Raw genomic sequence first — 17,742 nt, forward strand, 5'->3', positions numbered from 1 at the left:
CTGAACGTCTTCGAATCAGAGGCGAGGCTCTGAAATGGACGCCCTGAACCGGGATATCCCCACCCGCATGCGCATCGACCCCTGGCTGGTCACCGCGGCGGCCTGCTTCGTCATCGCCGTGGCGGCCGCGGCGTATCCGGCGTTTCGTCATGATCCCTGGAGTGCGCCCGGGCTGATCCTGATCGTGACCCTGGCCGCCGTGGCGCTTATGGGCGTGATGGCGTTCAGCCGGGCGGACACGGGCGTAAGCCGACGCGCGACGGGCGACGCCGCGGTGGATCTTCTGGACGCCATGGCCGAGCCGGCGGCTTTGGTCTGGAGCGGGGGCCGGGTTCTGGCCTTCAACGCCGCCTGGACCGAAGCGGGCGGCTCGACCGCCGCCCTGCCCTCCGGACGCTCCGCCAGTTCGCTTTACATGGCCTTCGCCCAGGCGCGGCGCGGCGAACCCGGCCGGGCGACACTGAGGATCGGCGAACGCGACGTTGAGGTGCTGATCGGCGCGGCGGGCGACGGGCGTTTTCTGGTGCGCCAGGCGCCCGAGGGCGTCCTGATCCCCCGCGACCCCGCCCAGCCGCCCCGGGCGCCCCTGATGGACATCGGCGACGGCAGGGCCATGGCGGCCGGCGCCCCCTTCGGCTCGGCGGTTCTGGCCGGAGAGGATCTCTTCACAGGCAAGGTCGAGGAAGCCAACCCCGCCCTGGCCGTCCTGACCGGCCCGGCCGCCGCGCGCGACGCCGCCTTCGGACAGCTGTTCCTGCCACAGGGCGTCGCCGAGGCCCGCGAACGCATCGCCCAGGGCTCGTCCGGGCCCATCGAACTGATCGCCAAGGCGTTTCCGGACCGCAGCCTGCATCTTTATGTGGCGCCCGAGGGAGACAAGCGCCGCATCTGGCTTTTTGACGTCACCGCCCAGAAATCCACCGAGATGCAGCTGGCCCAGGCCCAGAAGATGCAGGCGGTGGGTCAACTGGCCGGCGGGGTTGCCCACGACTTCAACAACATCCTGACGGCCATGCGCCTTCAGACCGACGCCCTGCTGGAGCGGCATCCGGTAGGGGATCCGTCGTATGACGGTCTGAACGCCATCCGTCAGACGGTGTCGCGGGCCGCCAGTCTGGTGTCCAAGCTGCTGGCCTTCTCGCGCAAGGAGACGGTCAAGCGCGAGCGGCTGGACCTGGGCGAGCTGGTGGCGGATTTCGCGGTTCTGCTACGCCGGTTGCTGCACGAGGACGTGCGGCTTGAGACCGACTACGGTCGGGACCTGCCCGCCGTCACCGCCGACCGGGGGCAACTTGAGCGCGCGGTCATGAACCTGGCGGTCAACGCCCGCGACGCCATGCGGGGGGTGGTGGAGCCGGGCGCCGGGGTGGTCACCATCCGCACCCAGCGCCTGACCGCCGATCAGGCGCGGGACCTGGGCTGGCCTGCCGCGCCCGAAGGCGACGTGGCCCTGATCGAGGTGGCCGACACCGGCCCCGGAGTGCCCCCGCAACTGCTGGACAAGATCTTCGAGCCCTTTTTCACCACAAAGCCCGTGGGCGAGGGCACCGGCATGGGTCTGGCCACCATCTACGGCATCATGCAGCAGGCTGGCGGCCATGTGGCCGTGCAGAACCTCGAAGGCCCCGATGGAACGATTGCGGGCGCCGCGTTCCGCATGTTCATGCCGGCCGCAGGCGAGCAGGAGCTGGCCGAGGCGATCCATGAACCCAAGCCCCGGAAAGCTGCGCCCCGCGATCTGTCCGGCGCGGGACGCATCCTGTTCGTGGAGGACGAATCCGCCGTCCGGCTGATCGCGGCCAAGCTGCTGCGCCAGCGCGGTTACGAGGTCATCGAGGCGGCCGACGGCGAGGAGGCCCTTCTGCTGGCCGAGGAGCACGCGGGCCAGATCGACATGCTGATCTCCGACGTGGTCATGCCCGGCATGGACGGACCGACCCTGCTCAAGAAGGCGCGTGTCTATCTGGGCGACGCGCCGGTCATGTTCATCTCGGGATATGCCGAAAGCGACTTCTCGGACCTGCTGACCGACGAGGCCAATGTCTCGTTCCTGCCCAAGCCGCTGGATATCAAGACCCTGGCCGAGCGCGTCAAGCAGGAGCTGTACGCGACCTGACCCTCTGGACGGTCACGCAGCGCCGGTGCGTTCCCGGAAATTCTGTTTCATGGCGGCGACCCAGCCGTTGAAGGTGTCGGCGCCCGCCGCCAGGGCGGCGAAATCCGATGCGCTCTGGCCTGATCCCTGGCCGGCCAGGGCGATGCGCAAGGCGCCGGACGAGCGAGCGCCTTCGATGAAGCGCCCGTAGCGTTCGGAGAGGCGACTCAGCGGCGCGGCCTCCCGTGCGAGGCTGTAGCCGACCCCGGCGCGGATCAACCGGGTTTCTTCCGTCGCGGTCAATGGCGTGGCGGTGTCGCGCCACCGCTCGCCCAGAAGCGCCTCATAGCTCGCGGCGGCCGCGCCGTAGTCCAGGCGGCGCCATTGCAGATCGGCGCGCACCTCGCGCGCGGGGACGCTCTGATCCGATCCGAGGATCTCCAGCGCGTGGTCATAGCGGCCCAGCTCCATCAGGGCACGCGCCTCAACCGCCCTGCGCTCGGCGTTCAGCGCGGCGGGCAACAGGGTCGTGCGAGTGGCCCATATGGCGCGCAGGGCCTGTTCCGGCTGACGGTTCATCAGATAAACGGCCGCAAGGTCAGTGGCGATCTGGGCCTGGGCCACGCCATCCAGACGGTTGTCCACCTGGTGCTGCAGCAGTTCCGCAGCCGGAGCCAGCAGATCCACATCGATCAGGCGCCGGGCCAGACGGCGCACCATGTCGTCGCCGTCGGCGCCGACGGGCGTCAGTTCGCGGAAATCATAGAACAGGGCCAGGGCCTGGACCGGCTGCAGGCCGTCGGCGGCGCCCTCCAGAAACAGGCTGCGGAACGCCTGGGACAGATCCTGCTGCAGTTCGGCGGACTGGGGCAGGGCCGAAAAGCGGGTTCCGGCGCCGCGCAGGGCGTCCAGCGCTTCCCGGTAGCGCCCCTGGGACAGGTAGATGCCGCCGAGCGAACGGATCACCTCCAGCTCCACCGCGTCCCCGCGCCAGCGCCAGCGCAGGGGTTCCAGTTCAGCGGCCGCCCGCGTGGGCGTCAGGTCTCCGGACGCCATGCGCAGGCGGATCGCGCCCAGATGTGCGGGGGTGGACAGCCCCTCCAGCGGCGCGCGGGCGACGGCCTGGTAAACCGCCAGGGCGCGGTCGGTCTGGCCCTCCAGCTCGAACATACGCGCCTGGATCAGTCGGGCGGCCAGCTGGTCTGAGGCGGGCGGGTTCTGGCTGAACACATAGGCCAGCAGGGACCGGGCGGCGGCCATGTCGCCCGTCTCCAGCGCCGCCAGGGCGTGGGCGGTTCCGAACCGGGCGCGCCACGCGGGCGGGAACTGGTCAATGGCTCGGGCGCCTTGCGCAAACGACTGGCGCGCCGTGGTCCAGTCGGACTGCTGCGCCGCGATATAGCCGCGCCAGACGGCGGCGGACGGATCGTTGGCCAAGGCGGAGCCGGAGAAATCCGCCAGCGCCTCGTTCTGACGGCCGATGGCCGCGCGGGCGGCGCCGCGAAGGCCACGCACTTCCGGCTCGCTGGCCATGGCGGGGGCGTTCGCGACCAAGGCGTTCAGGGCGCCGATAGCCTCATGGTGCAGGCCCGTACCGATCAGGAACCGGGTCAGGGCCAGACGGGCCTCGACCGGGGCGCGCGGATTGTCCTCGGCCTCAGCGGCCTCGCGGACGGCGTCGGCCTGAAGCTGGCGACGCCGGGCGCCGAACTCGGCCTCTCCCGTGTCGGCCCAGGTGGACAGGATCAGGGCGGCGTAGGGCGCGCGGCGCGGCGCCCCGGCCTGGGCGGCGGCTTGCAGGCTGTCTGTGGGCGGCGACAGGCTGAGGCCCGAGGGCCGCGTCATGCGCACCAGATCCCCCTGGACCGAAACGCGCAGGTCGTCCGTGGCGGTTTCAACAGCCAGACCCTGAGCGGTCGGCAACAGGGTCAGATCGACCAGGCGGCGACGCGATCCCATGCCCTTGGCCGGCGCCAGGGCCGTGACGGCGGCGAAGCGATCGCCCACCAGCGGGTCCGTCAGCCAGACCGCGCGCCCGGCCCCGGCCAGTTCGGCCAGCAGGGCGGTAGGCCCGGCATCCTCATCGCGGCTGAGAAGGACTCCGCCCGGCGCCCCGGCCGGGCCGCCCACGGTCACGGTCCAGGCCGCGCCCTGGCCGGCGGCGCTGACGGACAGGTTTTCGGGCGCCGCGATCCTTAGCGCCACATAGTCTGGCCCGGCGGCCCAGCGCACGCCCGTGGCCGGCCCCAGATCACGCACCGCCTCATTGCTCAGATCCAGACGGGCGGCTTGATCGAACACGACCCACACCGCTTCACCCCGTCGGAACACAGCGGCTCCCACAGGAGCCGCCCAGTCGAAGCGCAACTGCAACCGCTCAGGGCTCGCGGAGACCGAAACCGGGACCACGCCTGACGCCGGAACGGACGGGGACGCCGCGGCCGCCGGCGACTGGCCGGGCGCGTAGAGATTGATGAAGACGGCGCCGTCGGCGCTGCCGGTAACCGCCTGGGCCCCCTCCGCCAGATAGATCACCACCTCGGCGCCGCCCTGGACGCCGCGGGTCTCGACGCGTTCCACGCCTGGAGGCGGATCGACCCGCAGGCGTGCGATGTCCGGCGCGGCGGTCGAGCCCACGCGGATGATAACCTGGCGATTCTCGCGGCGGATGCGGGCGCGGGAACCGATCACCCCGGCGAACTCCACGCGGGTGAAGCTGTCGTTGGCGCCGATGCGCACGACTACAGGGTCCAGCGAGGCGTCCTGCGCGACGCCCGGAGCCATCGGGGCGAACGCCATCGTCCCCATGGCCGTCAGGGCCACGGTGGTCTTCAGCAATCCCTTGCGCACGGCCTGTCCCGACATCGGGCCATGGTGGGCGAAAAGCCCTTTAGTCGCGGTTAACGGATGGTGACCGCCAGAGCGCGGATCAGGCCCTGGTTTCGGGGGTCAGGTCGGGCCAGTCAGCCATGGTGCCCGTGCTTTTCGGCGGATTTTCAGAGCCGGTGAAAACCCCCTGAAAGCGGGCCCCGGGCTTGAGGAAGATGATAACGTCCTCATACTCGTAGAGCGCCACGCGGTCAGAGCTGTTGGACAGGCGCACGGCCATAGTGGAAATCGGCGTGTTCAGGTCGTCGGCCATGGAATTATCCTTGCTGTTGAAAACGCTCAGGACCGGGGGGTGCGACCTGATCGCGGAGCGCCTCGTTCATGGCCTCGCAAGCGCGGCGCAGGGCCCGGCGATGCTTCATGTAATGGCTTTCGCCGCGCATTCCGCCATAGATTTCGCCGGTCGTGACAATGCAGCTGCCGGCGGCGATCTCATCGATCAGCACATAACGGGTCGAGGTGAACTGCCACCCGCGCTTTTCGGCCCAGACCAGCTTGGAATAGGGAACCCAGTCGCCCAAGCGGGCCTGAACCCGGCGCTCGCCCACGCCCTCGATGCGCTCGACCAGGCTGAGGGTCGCGCCGAAGCCGAGCGTACCGCGCGCCTCCACAAAAACGGGGTTCCACGCCGACCATCCCTCCAGATCCGACAGGACGTCCCACAGGGCGTCTGAAGGGGCGGGCACGCCGATCTTGTTCTCGACACGAAAATCCATGGGCGGGCTTTTACAGCATCATGGGGCGGGAGGAAGGCGTCACGACAGGTTCTGTTTGCCCTCGGGGCCGGGCTGGGAGGCGGGGCCTTCGACGGGACGGCGGGTGCGGCCGGAGGGGGCGGCCTTCAGGGGCGTGCTGACGAAACACAGGATCAGGGCGGCGGCCAGCAGCACGGCGTTGCCGATAAAGGGCCCCGGCTCGGCCAGCTCATACAGGGCCACCCCGATGACGGGCGGGGCCAGGAAGCTGAGACCCGCCAGCGACATGATGAGGCCCGCGATGGCCCCCTGCTCGTGGGGCTCGACCGCCAGGGACGACCCGGCGGTGAAGCCCGGCCGGGCGAAGCCGGCGCCCATGGACACCACCGCATAGCCCACCACCACCCCGAAGAAGCCCGGCGCGGCGATGCTCATCAGATTGCCCACAAGGGCCATGGCGGCGCCCCAGCGCATCAGCTCGCGCGGCTGCATCTTGAGCATGGGAATCAGGCCCCACTGGACCATCAGGGTGGCGGCGGCACCGGAGAGCATGGCCACGCCGATGAAGGACTGGGCCTCGCGGCCGGGCAGGCCCATTTCGTCGATGACGTGAAAGCCCAGCACGGCGATGTTCACCGCCTGGGCCCCGGTGACCAGCAGGCCGTAGATCAGGAAGTCGCGCACGCGCGAATCCTTCCAGAGGCCCTTGCCGGTCGGATCCCCGGGCTTGACCGGATGACGGACCACGTCGCCGCTCGGCAGGCGCTTCCACAGCAGGATCAGCACCACCAGTCCCATGAAGGCGAAGGCGTACATGGGGCCGGCCAGACCCACGAAGGGCAGCACGAAAAAGGGAGCCAGGGCAGGGCCGATGACTGTGCCGAGTCCCTGGGCCGAAGCCAGCATGGACATGGCGCGGGTCCGCGCACGCCGCGAGGTGCGGTCCGCCACATAGGCTTGGGCGGCGATGGGGGCGGCGGAGCCGAACAGGCCGTAGATGGCCCGCGCGACGGCCATCAGCACGAAGGCTGTCGGCGCCGAGAGCCAGTGCACCAGCCCCAGGGTCGCTGCGATGCCGAACCCCAGCATGGAGACGATGAAGCCGGCCAGGCCGATCATCATCACCCGCTTGCGGCCCCACCGATCGGACAGACGGGCCCAATAGGGCGAGGCCACGGTCCACAGCAGGGCGGACAGGGCGAAGGCGAACGCCACCAGGGTGTCGGCCAGACCAAACTCGCGCCCGATGGCCGGCAGCACCGACTGCAGCGCCATGTTGCCGGCGCCCGCCGTGAGGGTGACCGCGAACAGCAGGCCGAACGCTTCGGATTTCAGCTTCATGGGCGTCGCCCCTGCGGCCCTTGCGCCATCCATCCGCCCACGCCCATGATCGGGGGACTGAACAGGAGGGACGGGAATGCGCGGACGTTGCGGATCATGGACGGCTGGAATGCTGGCGGGTGCGGCGCTGTGCGCCCTTTCGGTTCCTGCCTACGCCCAGTCGCCGATCTCCGCCAGTGAGGTGCGCGAACAGGCCGACGCGATCCAGCCGCAGGTGGTGGAATGGCGCCGGCATCTTCACGCCAATCCTGAGCTGGGATTCGCCGAGCATGAGACGGCCGAGTATGTGGCCGAACACCTGCGCAGCCTCGGGCTGGAGGTTCGCACGGGCGTGGCGGCCACGGGGGTGATCGCGATCCTGCGCGGCGGCGCCGGCGACGGGCCGGTGGTGGCGCTGCGGGCCGACATGGACGCCCTGCCGGTGCGCGAGGCCACGGGCCTGCCCTTCGCTTCGACCGCCACGGGCGAGTATCAGGGCGCGACCGTGCCGGTGGCCCATGCCTGCGGCCACGACGCTCATATGGCCATGCTGATGGGCGCGGCCCAGATCCTGGCCGGCATGAAGGACCAGCTGGCGGGAACCATCGTCTTCGTGTTCCAGCCCGCCGAGGAAGGGGCGCCTCCGGGCGAGCCCATGGGCGGCGCGGCGCGCATCCTGGCCGAGGGCGGTCTGGATGACCCGAGACCCGAGGCTATCTTCGGACTGCATGTGACGCCGGGCGAGGCGGGGACCCTGCGCTACCGGCCCCGCGGGTTCATGGCGGCGTCGGACCGCGTCGACATCACTCTGACCGGGGTCCAGACCCACGGCGCCTGGCCATGGCGCGGCGTGGACGTCATCGCGGCGTCGGCCGGCATCATCACCACCATCAACACCCTGACCGCCCGCACGGTGGACCCGACCACCACGCCCACGGTGTTCACTATCGCCACCATGAACGCCGGGGTGCGCTACAACATCATCCCCGACAGCGCGGCCCTGAGCGGCACCCTGCGCACCTTCGATGTGGCCCAGCGTGATGATCTGGTGGAGCGCGCCACCGCGGCGGTTGAGCACGTCGCCCACGCCCACGGCGCCGAGGCGGAGATGACCGTGTTCCAGAACGCGGCCCTGGTGTTCAACGACCCGGACCTGTCCGCCTGGCTGGCGCCCGTGCTGGAGGAGGTGGTCGGCGCCGAGGCGCTGGACGCCGCCACCCCGCCCACCACCATCGCCGAGGATTTCTCGTACTATCAGCAGCAGATTCCGGGCGTGTTCTATCATCTGGGCGCCACGCCCGACGGCGTGGATCCGGACGACTCGCCGCCCAACCACTCGCCCCTGTTCGACGTCAACGAGGCGGTCCTGCCCGTGGGTGTGACCACCCATGTGCTGAGTGCGGTGCGGTTCCTCGAGCGGGGCGCGGGAGACCGCTGATCCCCGCGGATCAGCCCTCCAGAACCTCCAGTACGGCCTTGCCATAGCGATCCAGCTTGCCCTGCCCCACCCCGGACACCCGCGACAGGGCGTCCAGCGAGCCGGGCTCGGTCATGGCGATCTCCAGCAGGGTGCGGTCCTGGAAGATCACATAGGGCGGCACGTGCTGTTCGGCGGCGCGGTCGCGGCGCCAGGCGCGCAGCCTCTCGAACCGCTCGCGGACATCGGCGGGCAGGGTCTCCAGCACCGCCGCGCGGCTCTGACGGCCGCTCTGACGCGGGTTGCCCGAGCGGGTGGTGGGATCGTGCCGCATGGGGACGCGGGCTACCTCCACCGTGCGCTCGCCGCGATAGACCGCGCGCACCGCCTCGGGATCGCCCAGACGCAGCAGGGGCTTGCCCTCGTTGGGGTCTTCTTCCAACAGGCCCTCGAACAGCAGGTGGTCAATGACCTCGCGCCAGCCGGTGGGCGAGATATCGGCGCCCACGCTCCAGGTGGACAGGGCGGTCTCCCAGCCCTGCACATCCTTGGTCCGGCCGGTCAGGTGATCGATGACTCGGCCCCGTCCGAAGCGCTGGTCCAGCCGCTGGACCGCCGCCAGCGCCTTTTGCGCCGGCACGGTGGCGTCATGGGTCTGGGGCGGATCGAGACAGACGTCGCAATGACCGCAGGGCTTGGCGTCGGTCTCGCCGAAATAGCGGCGCACCGCCTGGGGCCGGCAGGCGGCGCCGTCCAGCATGGCGAACAGCTGGCGCACCTTGCGCACCTGCACCTGCTTGACCGTCTCGTCCATGGGCCGGCCGTCGAGGCGGCGCAGGGCCCAGGCGATGTCGGAGGGGCCGTACAGGGTCACGCCCTCGGCCGGTTCGCCGTCGCGGCCCGCCCGGCCGATCTCCTGCCAGTAGGCCTCGAGGCTGCCGGGCGGATCGGCGTGGATGACGAAGCGGACGTCCGGCTTGTCCACCCCCATGCCGAAGGCGATGGTGGCCACCATCACCGCCCCGTCCTCGGCCAGAAACCGTTCCAGCCGCTTGTCGCGCTCGGCCGGCGCCATGCCGGCGTGATAGGCGATGGCGTGCACCCCGGTCTGTCTCAGCTGGTCCGCCAGCCGCTCGCAGCCGTCCCGCGAGCCGCAATAGACCACCCCCGACTTGCCGCCCCGCTCGCCCACCAGCTCCACCACCCGCGCGTCAGTGCGGGCGCGCGAGCCGTTGATCTTGCGCTCGGCGATCAGCTGCAGATTGGGCCGGTCGAAACTGTCCACGAAGACGGCGGCGTCCGAAAGCCGCAGGGAGGCCAGGATGTCGTCGCGGGTCCGCGCATCGGCGGTGGCGGTGACGGCGATGCGCGGCACGCCGGGGAACATCCCGGCCAGCCGGCCCAGATCGCGGTAGTCAGGGCGGAAGTCATGACCCCACTGGGACACGCAGTGCGCCTCGTCGATGGCGATCAGGGCCAGCGGCAGGCTGGCCAGCCGGTCGATCATGTGCGGCTGGGCCAGACCTTCGGGCGAGACATAGAGCAGGTCCAGCTCGCCCGCCCGCGCCGCATCCCAGATGGCCGAGCGGTCCGTCAGCGACACGCCGGAATCCAGCCGTGCTGCGCGCACGCCCTGCTGCTTCAGCGCCTCCACCTGATCGGTCATCAAAGCGATCAGGGGCGAGACCACAAGGCCCAGGCCGGGCCGCAGCATGGCGGGGATCTGGTAGCAGACGCTCTTGCCGCCGCCGGTGGGCAGCACCGCCAGCACGTCGCGCCCGGCCAGAACCTGCTCCACCACCGACGCCTGCAGCCCGCGAAAATCCGCGTGGCCCCAAACCCGTTCCAGAGTCTCGCGGGCGCGCGCCATGTCGGGCGCGGCGGCGGGCAGGGGCGATTCGGCGAGCATGGTGCGCTTGTGCCCGATGCGGACTGGGGTGTCACGGCGGCGGGATGGATCATCCCCATCGCTTCGCAGGCGGCGACGGAGCGGCTATAGCGCCGCCATGACCAGCATTCTCTACGGCCGCCCCCCGGCGGTGTTCGATCCCCCCGCCGACGCCGTCCAGACCTCGCCCCTGATCCCCGGCTCAGCCGATCTGGCGGAGGTTGCCGCCGGATCGCTGGACGCCGCAACCGTCCTCGCGCCCCCCGGCGTGCTGGAGCGGCGGTACGTGCTGGCGCTGGCCCTGAAGGCGCTGAAGCCCGGCGGACGGCTGGACGTGATGGCCCCCAAGCTCAAGGGCGGGTCCCGGCTGGCCAAGGAGCTGCGCGAGTTCGGGCTGGAGCCCATCGAGAGCGCCAAGGCCCACCACCGGCGCTGCGAGCTGGTTCGGCCCGAAGCGGTGACGGGACTGGACGCCGCCATCGAGGCGGGGGCGGCGCGCCTTGTGCCGGACCTGGACGCCTGGTCCCAGCCGGGCGTGTTCGGATGGGACCGCATCGACGGCGGCACGGCCCTGCTGGCCGCCAGCCTGCCGCCCCTGAAGGGCGCGGGGGCGGATCTGGGCTGCGGCTTCGGCGCCCTGTCCACCGTGGCGCTGGCCTCGCCCGCCGTCACCAGCCTGGACATGATTGATCTGGACCGGCGGGCGGTTGAGTGCGCGCGGCGCAATGTGGAGGACCCGCGTGTCCGTCTGCACTGGGCCGACGCTCGCACGGCGACGCTGACGGACCTGAACTTCGTGGTCATGAACCCGCCGTTCCACGACGGCGGGGCCGAGGACAAGGCGCTGGGTCAGGCCTTCATAAGAGAGGCCTCGGCCATGCTGAAAAAGGGCGGCGTGCTGTGGATGGTGGCCAATCGGCACCTGCCCTATGAGGCCGAACTGAAGGCCGCCTTCGCGCGGGTTCGCCCCGTGGCGGACAAGGGCGGCTACAAGGTCTTCGAGGCGGTCAAGTGAGCAAGATCCCCACCTCCCGGATTGATAAACTTCTGTCCAACATGGGCTATGGCTCGCGCACCGAGATCGGGCGGCTGGCGCAGGCGGGCGGCGTCGTGCTGGACGGCGTGGACGTGGCCGATGTGTCGAAACGCATCCCGGTGACGGCTGACCTGTCGCAGCGCATGGAGATCGATGGCGCGCCGCTGGACCCGCCGCCCGGGCTGGTGCTCCTGCTGCACAAACCCCTCGGCATGACCTGTTCGCACAAGGAGGACGGGGCGCTGGTGTACGACATCCTGCCGGACCGCTGGCGGCGCCGCGACCCGGCCCTGTCCACCATCGGGCGGCTGGACAAGGAGACCTCGGGCCTGCTGCTGCTCACCGACGACGGGGACTTCCTGCACCGGGTGATCTCGCCCCGGCGTCATGTGGCCAAGGTCTATCGCGCGAACCTGGCCCGGCCGCTGGTCGGGACCGAGGGCGCCCTGTTCGCCTCGGGCGAGCTGATGCTGGAGGGCGAGGCGAAGCCGCTGGCGCCCGCCGATCTGGACGTGATCTCGCCCGCCGAGGCGCTGCTGACGGTGACCGAAGGCCGCTATCATCAGGTGCGGCGCATGTTCGCCGCCGTGGGCAACCATGTGGAGGCCCTGCACCGCGAGCGGGTGGGCGGGCTGACCCTGCCGGACGACCTGGCGCCGGGCCAGTGGCGTTTGTTGACCCCGGACGAGGCGTCGCGGGTGTTCGACTGACGCTTGCCGCTCCGCCAAGCTCGCGTATCAATGCCCCATGACTGAAGAACAACCGGAGCGGCGGCGGGGGCGGCCTCTTCTGATCCTGGCCCTGATCATCCTGCTGCTGCCTTTGGGCGGGGTGCTGATGCACGCCGTGGCGCCGCCGCCCACCACCCTGTTGATGCTGACGCGGGTGATCGAGGGCGAAGGGGTCGACTATCGCTGGCGCTCCCTGAACCACATCTCGCCCCATCTGGTGCGGGCGGTGATCGCGGCCGAGGATTCCCGCTTCTGTTCGCACCGGGGCTTCGACATGGAGGCCATCGAACAGGCGCTGGAACGCAACCGGCGCGGCGGGGCGGTGCGTGGCGGATCGACCATCAGCCAGCAGACCGCCAAGAACGTCTTCCTGTGGCCCCAGCGTAGCTGGCTGCGCAAGGGGCTCGAGGCCGGCTACACCGTGATGATCGAAACCGTCTGGCCCAAGCGGCGGATCGTCGAGGTCTACCTGAATGTGGCCGAGTGGGGGCCGGGCGTCTACGGCGCCGAGGCCGCCGCCCGGTACTGGTTCCGCAAGTCCGCCGCCGACCTGAGCGCGTCAGAGGCCGCCCGGCTGGCGGCCATCCTGCCCAGCCCGCGCCGCTATCAGGCCGCGAGTCCCGGTCCCTATGTGCGTCGTCGGGCCGGTCAGGTTCAGGCCGCCATGGGCACCGTGCGGAGCGACGGGCTGGCGAACTGCGTTCTGGACTGAGGCGCCGCCCGTCGAGGCTTGACGGAATGAACGGCGGCGCTTCCCATGCGCGCCATCAAAGGGCCGGCTCAGGGTCCACTGTAGGAGAATGTCCATGAAACGCCTGCTGATGGCCGCCACGGCCGCCTGCGCCCTCGCCGCCGGGGGGCTGGCCGTTCAGGCCCAGACCGCCCCCGCCGACCGCTTCCCCGCCACGCCGGAAGGGGCGCGGGCCTTCGTGCTGGACGCCGAGGACCGCCTGACCGACATCGCCGAATACGCCGCGCGCGTGGCCTGGGTGCGCAACACCTACATCATCCACGACACCATGTGGCTGGAGGCTCGCGCCAACACCGAATACACCGAGCTGGGAGTCGAGCTGGCCAATGCGGCCGCCCATTTCAACGAGGTGGACGCCGATCCCGAAACCCGTCGCAAGCTGGACATCCTGCGCCAGGGCCTGACCATGCCCGCCCCCAATCGCCCCGGCGCCGCCGCCGAACTGGCCGAGATCGCCACCCGCCTGGACTCCACCTACGCCACAGGCCGGTTCGAGTACGAAGGCCGCCAGCTGACACTGAACGACGCCGAGGAGATCATCGCCGAGTCCCGTGATCCGGCCGTGACCCGCGCCATGTACGAGGGCTGGCGCACCATCTCGCCCGGCATGGCCGGGGACTACGCCCGGCTGGTGGAGGTCGCCAATGAGGGCGCCCGCGAACTGGGCTACGCCGACACCGGCGCCATGTGGCGCTCGGGCTATGACATGGATCCGGACGCCTTCGCCGCCGAGACCGATCGCCTGTGGGCCCAGGTCCAGCCGTTCTACGAGAACCTGCACTGCTATGTGCGCGCCCGCCTGAACGAGCGTTACGGCGACGAGGTCCAGCCGGCCACCGGCCCCATCCGCGCCGACCTTCTGGGCAACATGTGGTCCCAGCAGTGGAGCAATATCTACGACGTGGTGGCCCCCACGACCCTGCCGGAATCCAGTGTCGATCTGACCCAGCTTCTGCTGGCGGCGAATTACGACGCCGAGCAGATCGCCCGGGTTTCCGAGCAATTCTACACCTCCATCGGCATGGATCCCCTGCCCGGGACCTTCTGGGAGCGGTCGCAGATCACGCGGCCCGAGGGACGCGAGGTGGTGTGCCACGCCTCGGCCTGGAACCTGGACAATGTGGACGACCTGCGCATCAAGATGTGCACGCGGGTCAACGCCGAAGACTTCCAGACCATGCACCACGAGCTGGGGCACAATTTCTATCAGCGCGCCTACAACCAGCAGCCGTTCCTGTTCCGCAACGGCGCCAACGACGGCTTCCACGAGGCGATCGGCGATTTCGCCGCCCTGTCGGCGGCCACCCCCACCTATCTGAACCAGATCGGCCTTCTGGACACGGTTCCGGGCGAGGAGGAGGACATCACCTTCCTGCTGCGCATGGCCATGGACAAGATCGCCTTCCTGCCGTTCGGCCTGATGGTCGATCGCTGGCGCTGGGACGTGCAGTCGGGCGCGACGACGCCGGCGCAATACAACGACGCCTGGTCGGCCAACATGCTGCGCTATCAGGGTCTGGTCCCGCCCGGCCCGCGCCCGGAGAACGCCTTCGATCCCGGCGCCAAATACCATGTGCCCGGCAATGTGCCGTACACGCGCTACTTCCTGGCCCATATCTACCAGTTCCAGTTCCACCGCGCGGCCTGCGAGATCGCGGGCTGGGACGGGCCGCTGCACCGCTGCTCGGTCTACGGGAACGAGGAAGTGGGCCGGCGCTTCAACGCCATGATGGAGATGGGCATGTCCCGGCCCTGGCCCGAGGCGATGCAGGCCTTCACGGGCTCGCCCGAGAATGACGCCACGGCGGTGGCCCAATATTTCGCGCCGCTGGATGCCTGGCTGACCGAACAGAACCGGGGCCAGGACTGCGGCTGGGAGGCCTGACCGACCGTTCCGCCCGCGATCATCCCGCGATCATCCCGCGGGCGGAACCGCTGCAGGAGGCCATTAACCCCTCCCGTTGGGACATTTCTTTACCCGGCCTGTTCATGCTTGCGCCCGACACGCGGACATGAGGTCCGCCAGGGATGCGAGGGTTCCGGCGCATGGCGACGCGGCTGGGCGGCTTTTTGGGTTTCATGCGGGGCTTCGCCCGCGCCCGCAGCGGCGGCGTGGCGATGATGTTCGCCCTCAGCCTGCCGGTGCTGACCATGGCGGCTCTGGTGGGTGTCGATGTGCACCGCATCTCGACCGTGCGCGCCAATCTCCAGGACGCCCTTGACGCCGCCGCCCTTGCCGCCGCCCGTTCCCCCCACATGGACGATGCGGGGGTCACCACCGTCGGCATGGCCGCCCTGCGCGCCAATCTTCAGGCCTATCCCCAGATCACCCTTCGTGAGGACCTCACCACCTTCCGGCTGACGGAGCAGGGAATGGTGATCGCCGCCTCCAGGGTGGATGTGGACACCCTGGTGGCCAATATCGTCCTGCCGCCCTACGGACAGGTTCTGGACGACCGTGTGCAGGTGGGCGTGGGGTCCGAGGTGCTGCGCTCCTCCACCAATCTCGAGGTCGCCCTGGTTCTGGACATCACCGGATCCATGGCCGGCAGCCGGATGACGACCTTGCGTGAATCCGCCACCGAACTGGTGGAGCTGGTCGTCCAGACCCAGCAGACGCCCTTCTATTCCAAGGCGGCGATCATTCCCTATTCCATGGGCGTGAATCTGGGCTCCATGGCCAACGCCGCCCGCGGAACGCCCCCGCCGGCCCGGAATATATCGAACGCCGTCTGGTCCACGGGCGCGACCCGCAACATGACGTCGATCTCCAGGGCCAACAGCCGAATCACGGTCACCTCAAGCGGCCACGGATTCGTCACCGGCGATTTCGTCTATGTGTGGAACGCCAGCGGCATGACCCAGATCAATGATCAGGCGTTCCGGGTCCGGCGCGTGGACAACGACAGGTTCCGGCTGCAGAATTCCGCTGGCCAGGACATCAACCCCCAGTCTTACGGCGACTACACCGGCAACGGCCGGGTGGTGAAATGCCAACGCAGCGACTGCGCCGTCACCATCACCTCCAACAATCACCAGTTCCTGAATGGCGGACAGGTCCGCATCCTGAATGTGAACGGCCTGAACACCCTGAACAACAAGACCTATGTCGTGATCGACCGGACGGCCAACACCTTCGTTCTGTCCGGCTCGGACCCGCGCGGCCAGGCCTATTCGTCCAGCGGCACGGCCGTTTGCGCGGACTACGGCTGTCAGTATTTCACCTACACGGGCCGCTACGGGGCGGAACGAACCGGCGAACTCAGCACCTGCGTCAGCGAGCGGACGGGGGCGGACGCCTACACCGACCGGTCGCCCGCCGAGGCGCGCGTCGGGGCCAATTATCCGATCCCGGGCAACAACTGCCCCTCTAGCGCCCTGGTCCCCCTGACCAGCGACCGTAGCTACCTGACCCAGCAGATCAGCCAGCTCAGGGACGGCGGCTCCACCGCTGGCCAGATCGGCCTGGCCTGGGGATGGTATGCGGTTTCGCCCAACTTCAACGGTCTGTGGCCCAGCGCCATGAACCAGGCCGCGCCCTACGGCGCCGCAGACCTGCTGAAGGTCGTGGTGATGATGACTGACGGCGAGTTCAATACGCCTTACTGCAATGGGGTCATCGCCCAGAACGCCGGCGCGGGCAGCGGCGACACCAACTGGCACATCCGCTGCAACGCCCAGAACGGCGATCCCTTCCAGCAGGCCGTGCGGCTATGCGGGGCCATGAAGGCCCAAGGCATCATGATCTATACGGTGGGACTGGACGTGGCCAATGTGCGCGACACTACGCCCAATGTGGTGGACACGGCCCGCGAGGTCATCGAACAGTGCGCCACCAGCCCGGACCATGTGTATCTGCCCAGCGACAACACCGACCTGCGCGACGCCTTCCGGGCAATCGCCCGCAGCATCTCGGACCTTCGCATAGCGCGCTGACCGCCGACCCGCGTTAGATTCCGGCTTTGCTTGCCCTTGCCCAAAGCCTTGCTGTAGTCAGGGGCGGCGATCGTGGCGGGCGCCCTTCCGGCGGACATGTGTTGGAATGGCGCCACAGTTGTCGCAATCGTGGCTTAAAATTGGAACCGCGTTGCAGATGGCTCGTTCGTTTGGCTCGAGCACCACGCAATGCGTCGGGGTTTGGGCAAACTTTTTCAGACGATGAGGACAAACATGAAGTTGAAGCTTCTAGCCGGCGTTGCGGCGGCAGGGCTCTTCGCAGCGACCAGCGTGTCGGCGGAGCCGGATGGTTGGTACGGCGCGATCGACGCCGGCGGTCACTGGATGGAGAACGACATCAATGCTCGTTCCGACGCCGGTCCCGCATGGAATTGGGAGGTCAACGACGGCTGGGCGGCGTTCGCGCGTCTCGGCTATCGCCTGAACCCCAACTGGCGTGTGGAACTGGAAGGCGGTCATCGCTCCGGCGACATCGGACGCGTTCGTCGCCCCAACGACGCGGTTCCGTCCGGCCTGTGCAACCTGACGCCGGCCACCGGCCCGTGCCACTCCCCCGAGGGTGACATCGAGTCCAACACCCTGTTCATGAACGTCCTGTACGACTTCGGCTCGCCGGATTGGGCGTTCCGTCCGTTCGTGGGTCTGGGCGTCGGCGCCAACCGCGTGTCCATCGACACCATCGGCAGCCTGCGCGGCGATCGCGGCGCGACCCTGTCGGCCGACGACTCCACCACCGAGATGGCCTTCCAGGCCCTGGCCGGCTTCGCGTGGGCCGTGGGCGAGCGCGCCAACATCGACCTGACCTACCGTTACCTGACCGGCGACACCGGCTGGGACACGACCACGGTCGGCGCCCCGCAACTGGGCCGCTTTGAAGGCGACTACGACTTCAGCCACACGGTGACCGTGGGTCTGCGCTATGCGTTCGGTCCGGTCGCGGCGCCTCCGCCGCCTCCCCCCCCA

Annotated in this window: 13 protein-coding genes; 8 read left to right on the forward strand and 5 right to left on the reverse strand. The window is 69.4% G+C overall.

Features of this window, described 5'->3' with window-relative positions:
* Positions 1 to 34 precede the first annotated feature (34 nt).
* Positions 35 to 2,116: a cell cycle histidine kinase CckA gene (gene cckA / locus ACK4FB_RS10270; protein WP_409751489.1), complete on the forward strand. Its 2,082-nt coding sequence runs from the start codon at positions 35 to 37 to the stop codon at positions 2,114 to 2,116.
* A 12-nt stretch (positions 2,117 to 2,128) separates the two neighbouring features.
* Here the strand turns inward: cckA and ACK4FB_RS10275 are convergent, their stop codons facing one another.
* The 4 genes from ACK4FB_RS10275 to ACK4FB_RS10290 all read right to left on the reverse strand — a co-directional run bounded on the left by ACK4FB_RS10275 (position 2,129) and on the right by ACK4FB_RS10290 (position 7,020).
* Positions 2,129 to 4,945: a hypothetical protein gene (locus tag ACK4FB_RS10275; protein ID WP_409751492.1), complete on the reverse strand. Its 2,817-nt coding sequence runs from the start codon at positions 4,943 to 4,945 to the stop codon at positions 2,129 to 2,131.
* Positions 4,946 to 5,024: 79 nt separating this feature from the next.
* Positions 5,025 to 5,237 carry a hypothetical protein gene (locus ACK4FB_RS10280; protein WP_409751495.1) on the reverse strand — a complete coding sequence of 71 codons (213 nt, stop codon included), beginning with the start codon at positions 5,235 to 5,237 and terminating at the stop codon, positions 5,025 to 5,027.
* A 4-nt stretch (positions 5,238 to 5,241) separates the two neighbouring features.
* Complete coding sequence (locus ACK4FB_RS10285) at positions 5,242 to 5,700, reverse strand: SRPBCC family protein (RefSeq protein ID WP_409751498.1); 459 nt, start codon at positions 5,698 to 5,700, stop codon at positions 5,242 to 5,244.
* A 39-nt stretch (positions 5,701 to 5,739) separates the two neighbouring features.
* Positions 5,740 to 7,020: an MFS transporter gene (locus ACK4FB_RS10290; RefSeq protein ID WP_409751501.1), complete on the reverse strand. Its 1,281-nt coding sequence runs from the start codon at positions 7,018 to 7,020 to the stop codon at positions 5,740 to 5,742.
* A 109-nt stretch (positions 7,021 to 7,129) separates the two neighbouring features.
* Here ACK4FB_RS10290 and ACK4FB_RS10295 point away from each other — a divergent pair, with 109 nt between their 5' ends.
* The gene (locus ACK4FB_RS10295) at positions 7,130 to 8,437 is read left to right on the forward strand and encodes an amidohydrolase (protein WP_409751504.1); all 1,308 of its coding nucleotides are present in this window, start codon (positions 7,130 to 7,132) and stop codon (positions 8,435 to 8,437) included.
* 10 nt (positions 8,438 to 8,447) lie between these two features.
* On the opposite strand, the gene recQ is transcribed toward ACK4FB_RS10295, so the two are convergent.
* Positions 8,448 to 10,325, reverse strand: a complete 1,878-nt coding sequence (recQ, locus tag ACK4FB_RS10300; protein WP_409751506.1) for a DNA helicase RecQ — start codon at positions 10,323 to 10,325, stop codon at positions 8,448 to 8,450.
* Between the two features lie 97 nt (positions 10,326 to 10,422).
* On the opposite strand from recQ, the gene ACK4FB_RS10305 reads away from it, so the two are divergent.
* The 6 genes from ACK4FB_RS10305 to ACK4FB_RS10330 all read left to right on the forward strand — a co-directional run.
* Positions 10,423 to 11,319, forward strand: coding sequence for a class I SAM-dependent methyltransferase (locus ACK4FB_RS10305; protein ID WP_409751509.1), 897 nt, complete (start codon positions 10,423 to 10,425; stop codon positions 11,317 to 11,319).
* A complete protein-coding gene (locus ACK4FB_RS10310) occupies positions 11,316 to 12,050 on the forward strand; it encodes a pseudouridine synthase (RefSeq protein WP_409751512.1) in 735 nt (244 codons plus the stop codon). The genes ACK4FB_RS10305 and ACK4FB_RS10310 overlap by 4 nt, the downstream gene beginning before the upstream one ends.
* 37 nt (positions 12,051 to 12,087) lie before the next feature.
* Positions 12,088 to 12,783 (forward strand): monofunctional biosynthetic peptidoglycan transglycosylase, encoded by a 696-nt coding sequence (gene mtgA, locus ACK4FB_RS10315; protein WP_409751515.1) that lies wholly within the window; start codon positions 12,088 to 12,090, stop codon positions 12,781 to 12,783.
* Positions 12,784 to 12,877: 94 nt separating this feature from the next.
* Positions 12,878 to 14,707, forward strand: a complete 1,830-nt coding sequence (locus ACK4FB_RS10320) for a M2 family metallopeptidase (RefSeq protein WP_409751517.1) — start codon at positions 12,878 to 12,880, stop codon at positions 14,705 to 14,707.
* A gap of 161 nt (positions 14,708 to 14,868) precedes the next feature.
* The gene (locus ACK4FB_RS10325) at positions 14,869 to 16,758 is read left to right on the forward strand and encodes a pilus assembly protein TadG-related protein (RefSeq protein WP_409751519.1); all 1,890 of its coding nucleotides are present in this window, start codon (positions 14,869 to 14,871) and stop codon (positions 16,756 to 16,758) included.
* 234 nt (positions 16,759 to 16,992) lie between these two features.
* The coding region (locus tag ACK4FB_RS10330; RefSeq protein ID WP_409751522.1) for an outer membrane protein at positions 16,993 to 17,742 on the forward strand (750 nt) is incomplete at its 3' end.

It is taken from the genome of Brevundimonas sp., assembly GCF_046299535.1.
In the GTDB taxonomy this organism is placed as follows: Bacteria; Pseudomonadota; Alphaproteobacteria; order Caulobacterales; family Caulobacteraceae; genus Brevundimonas.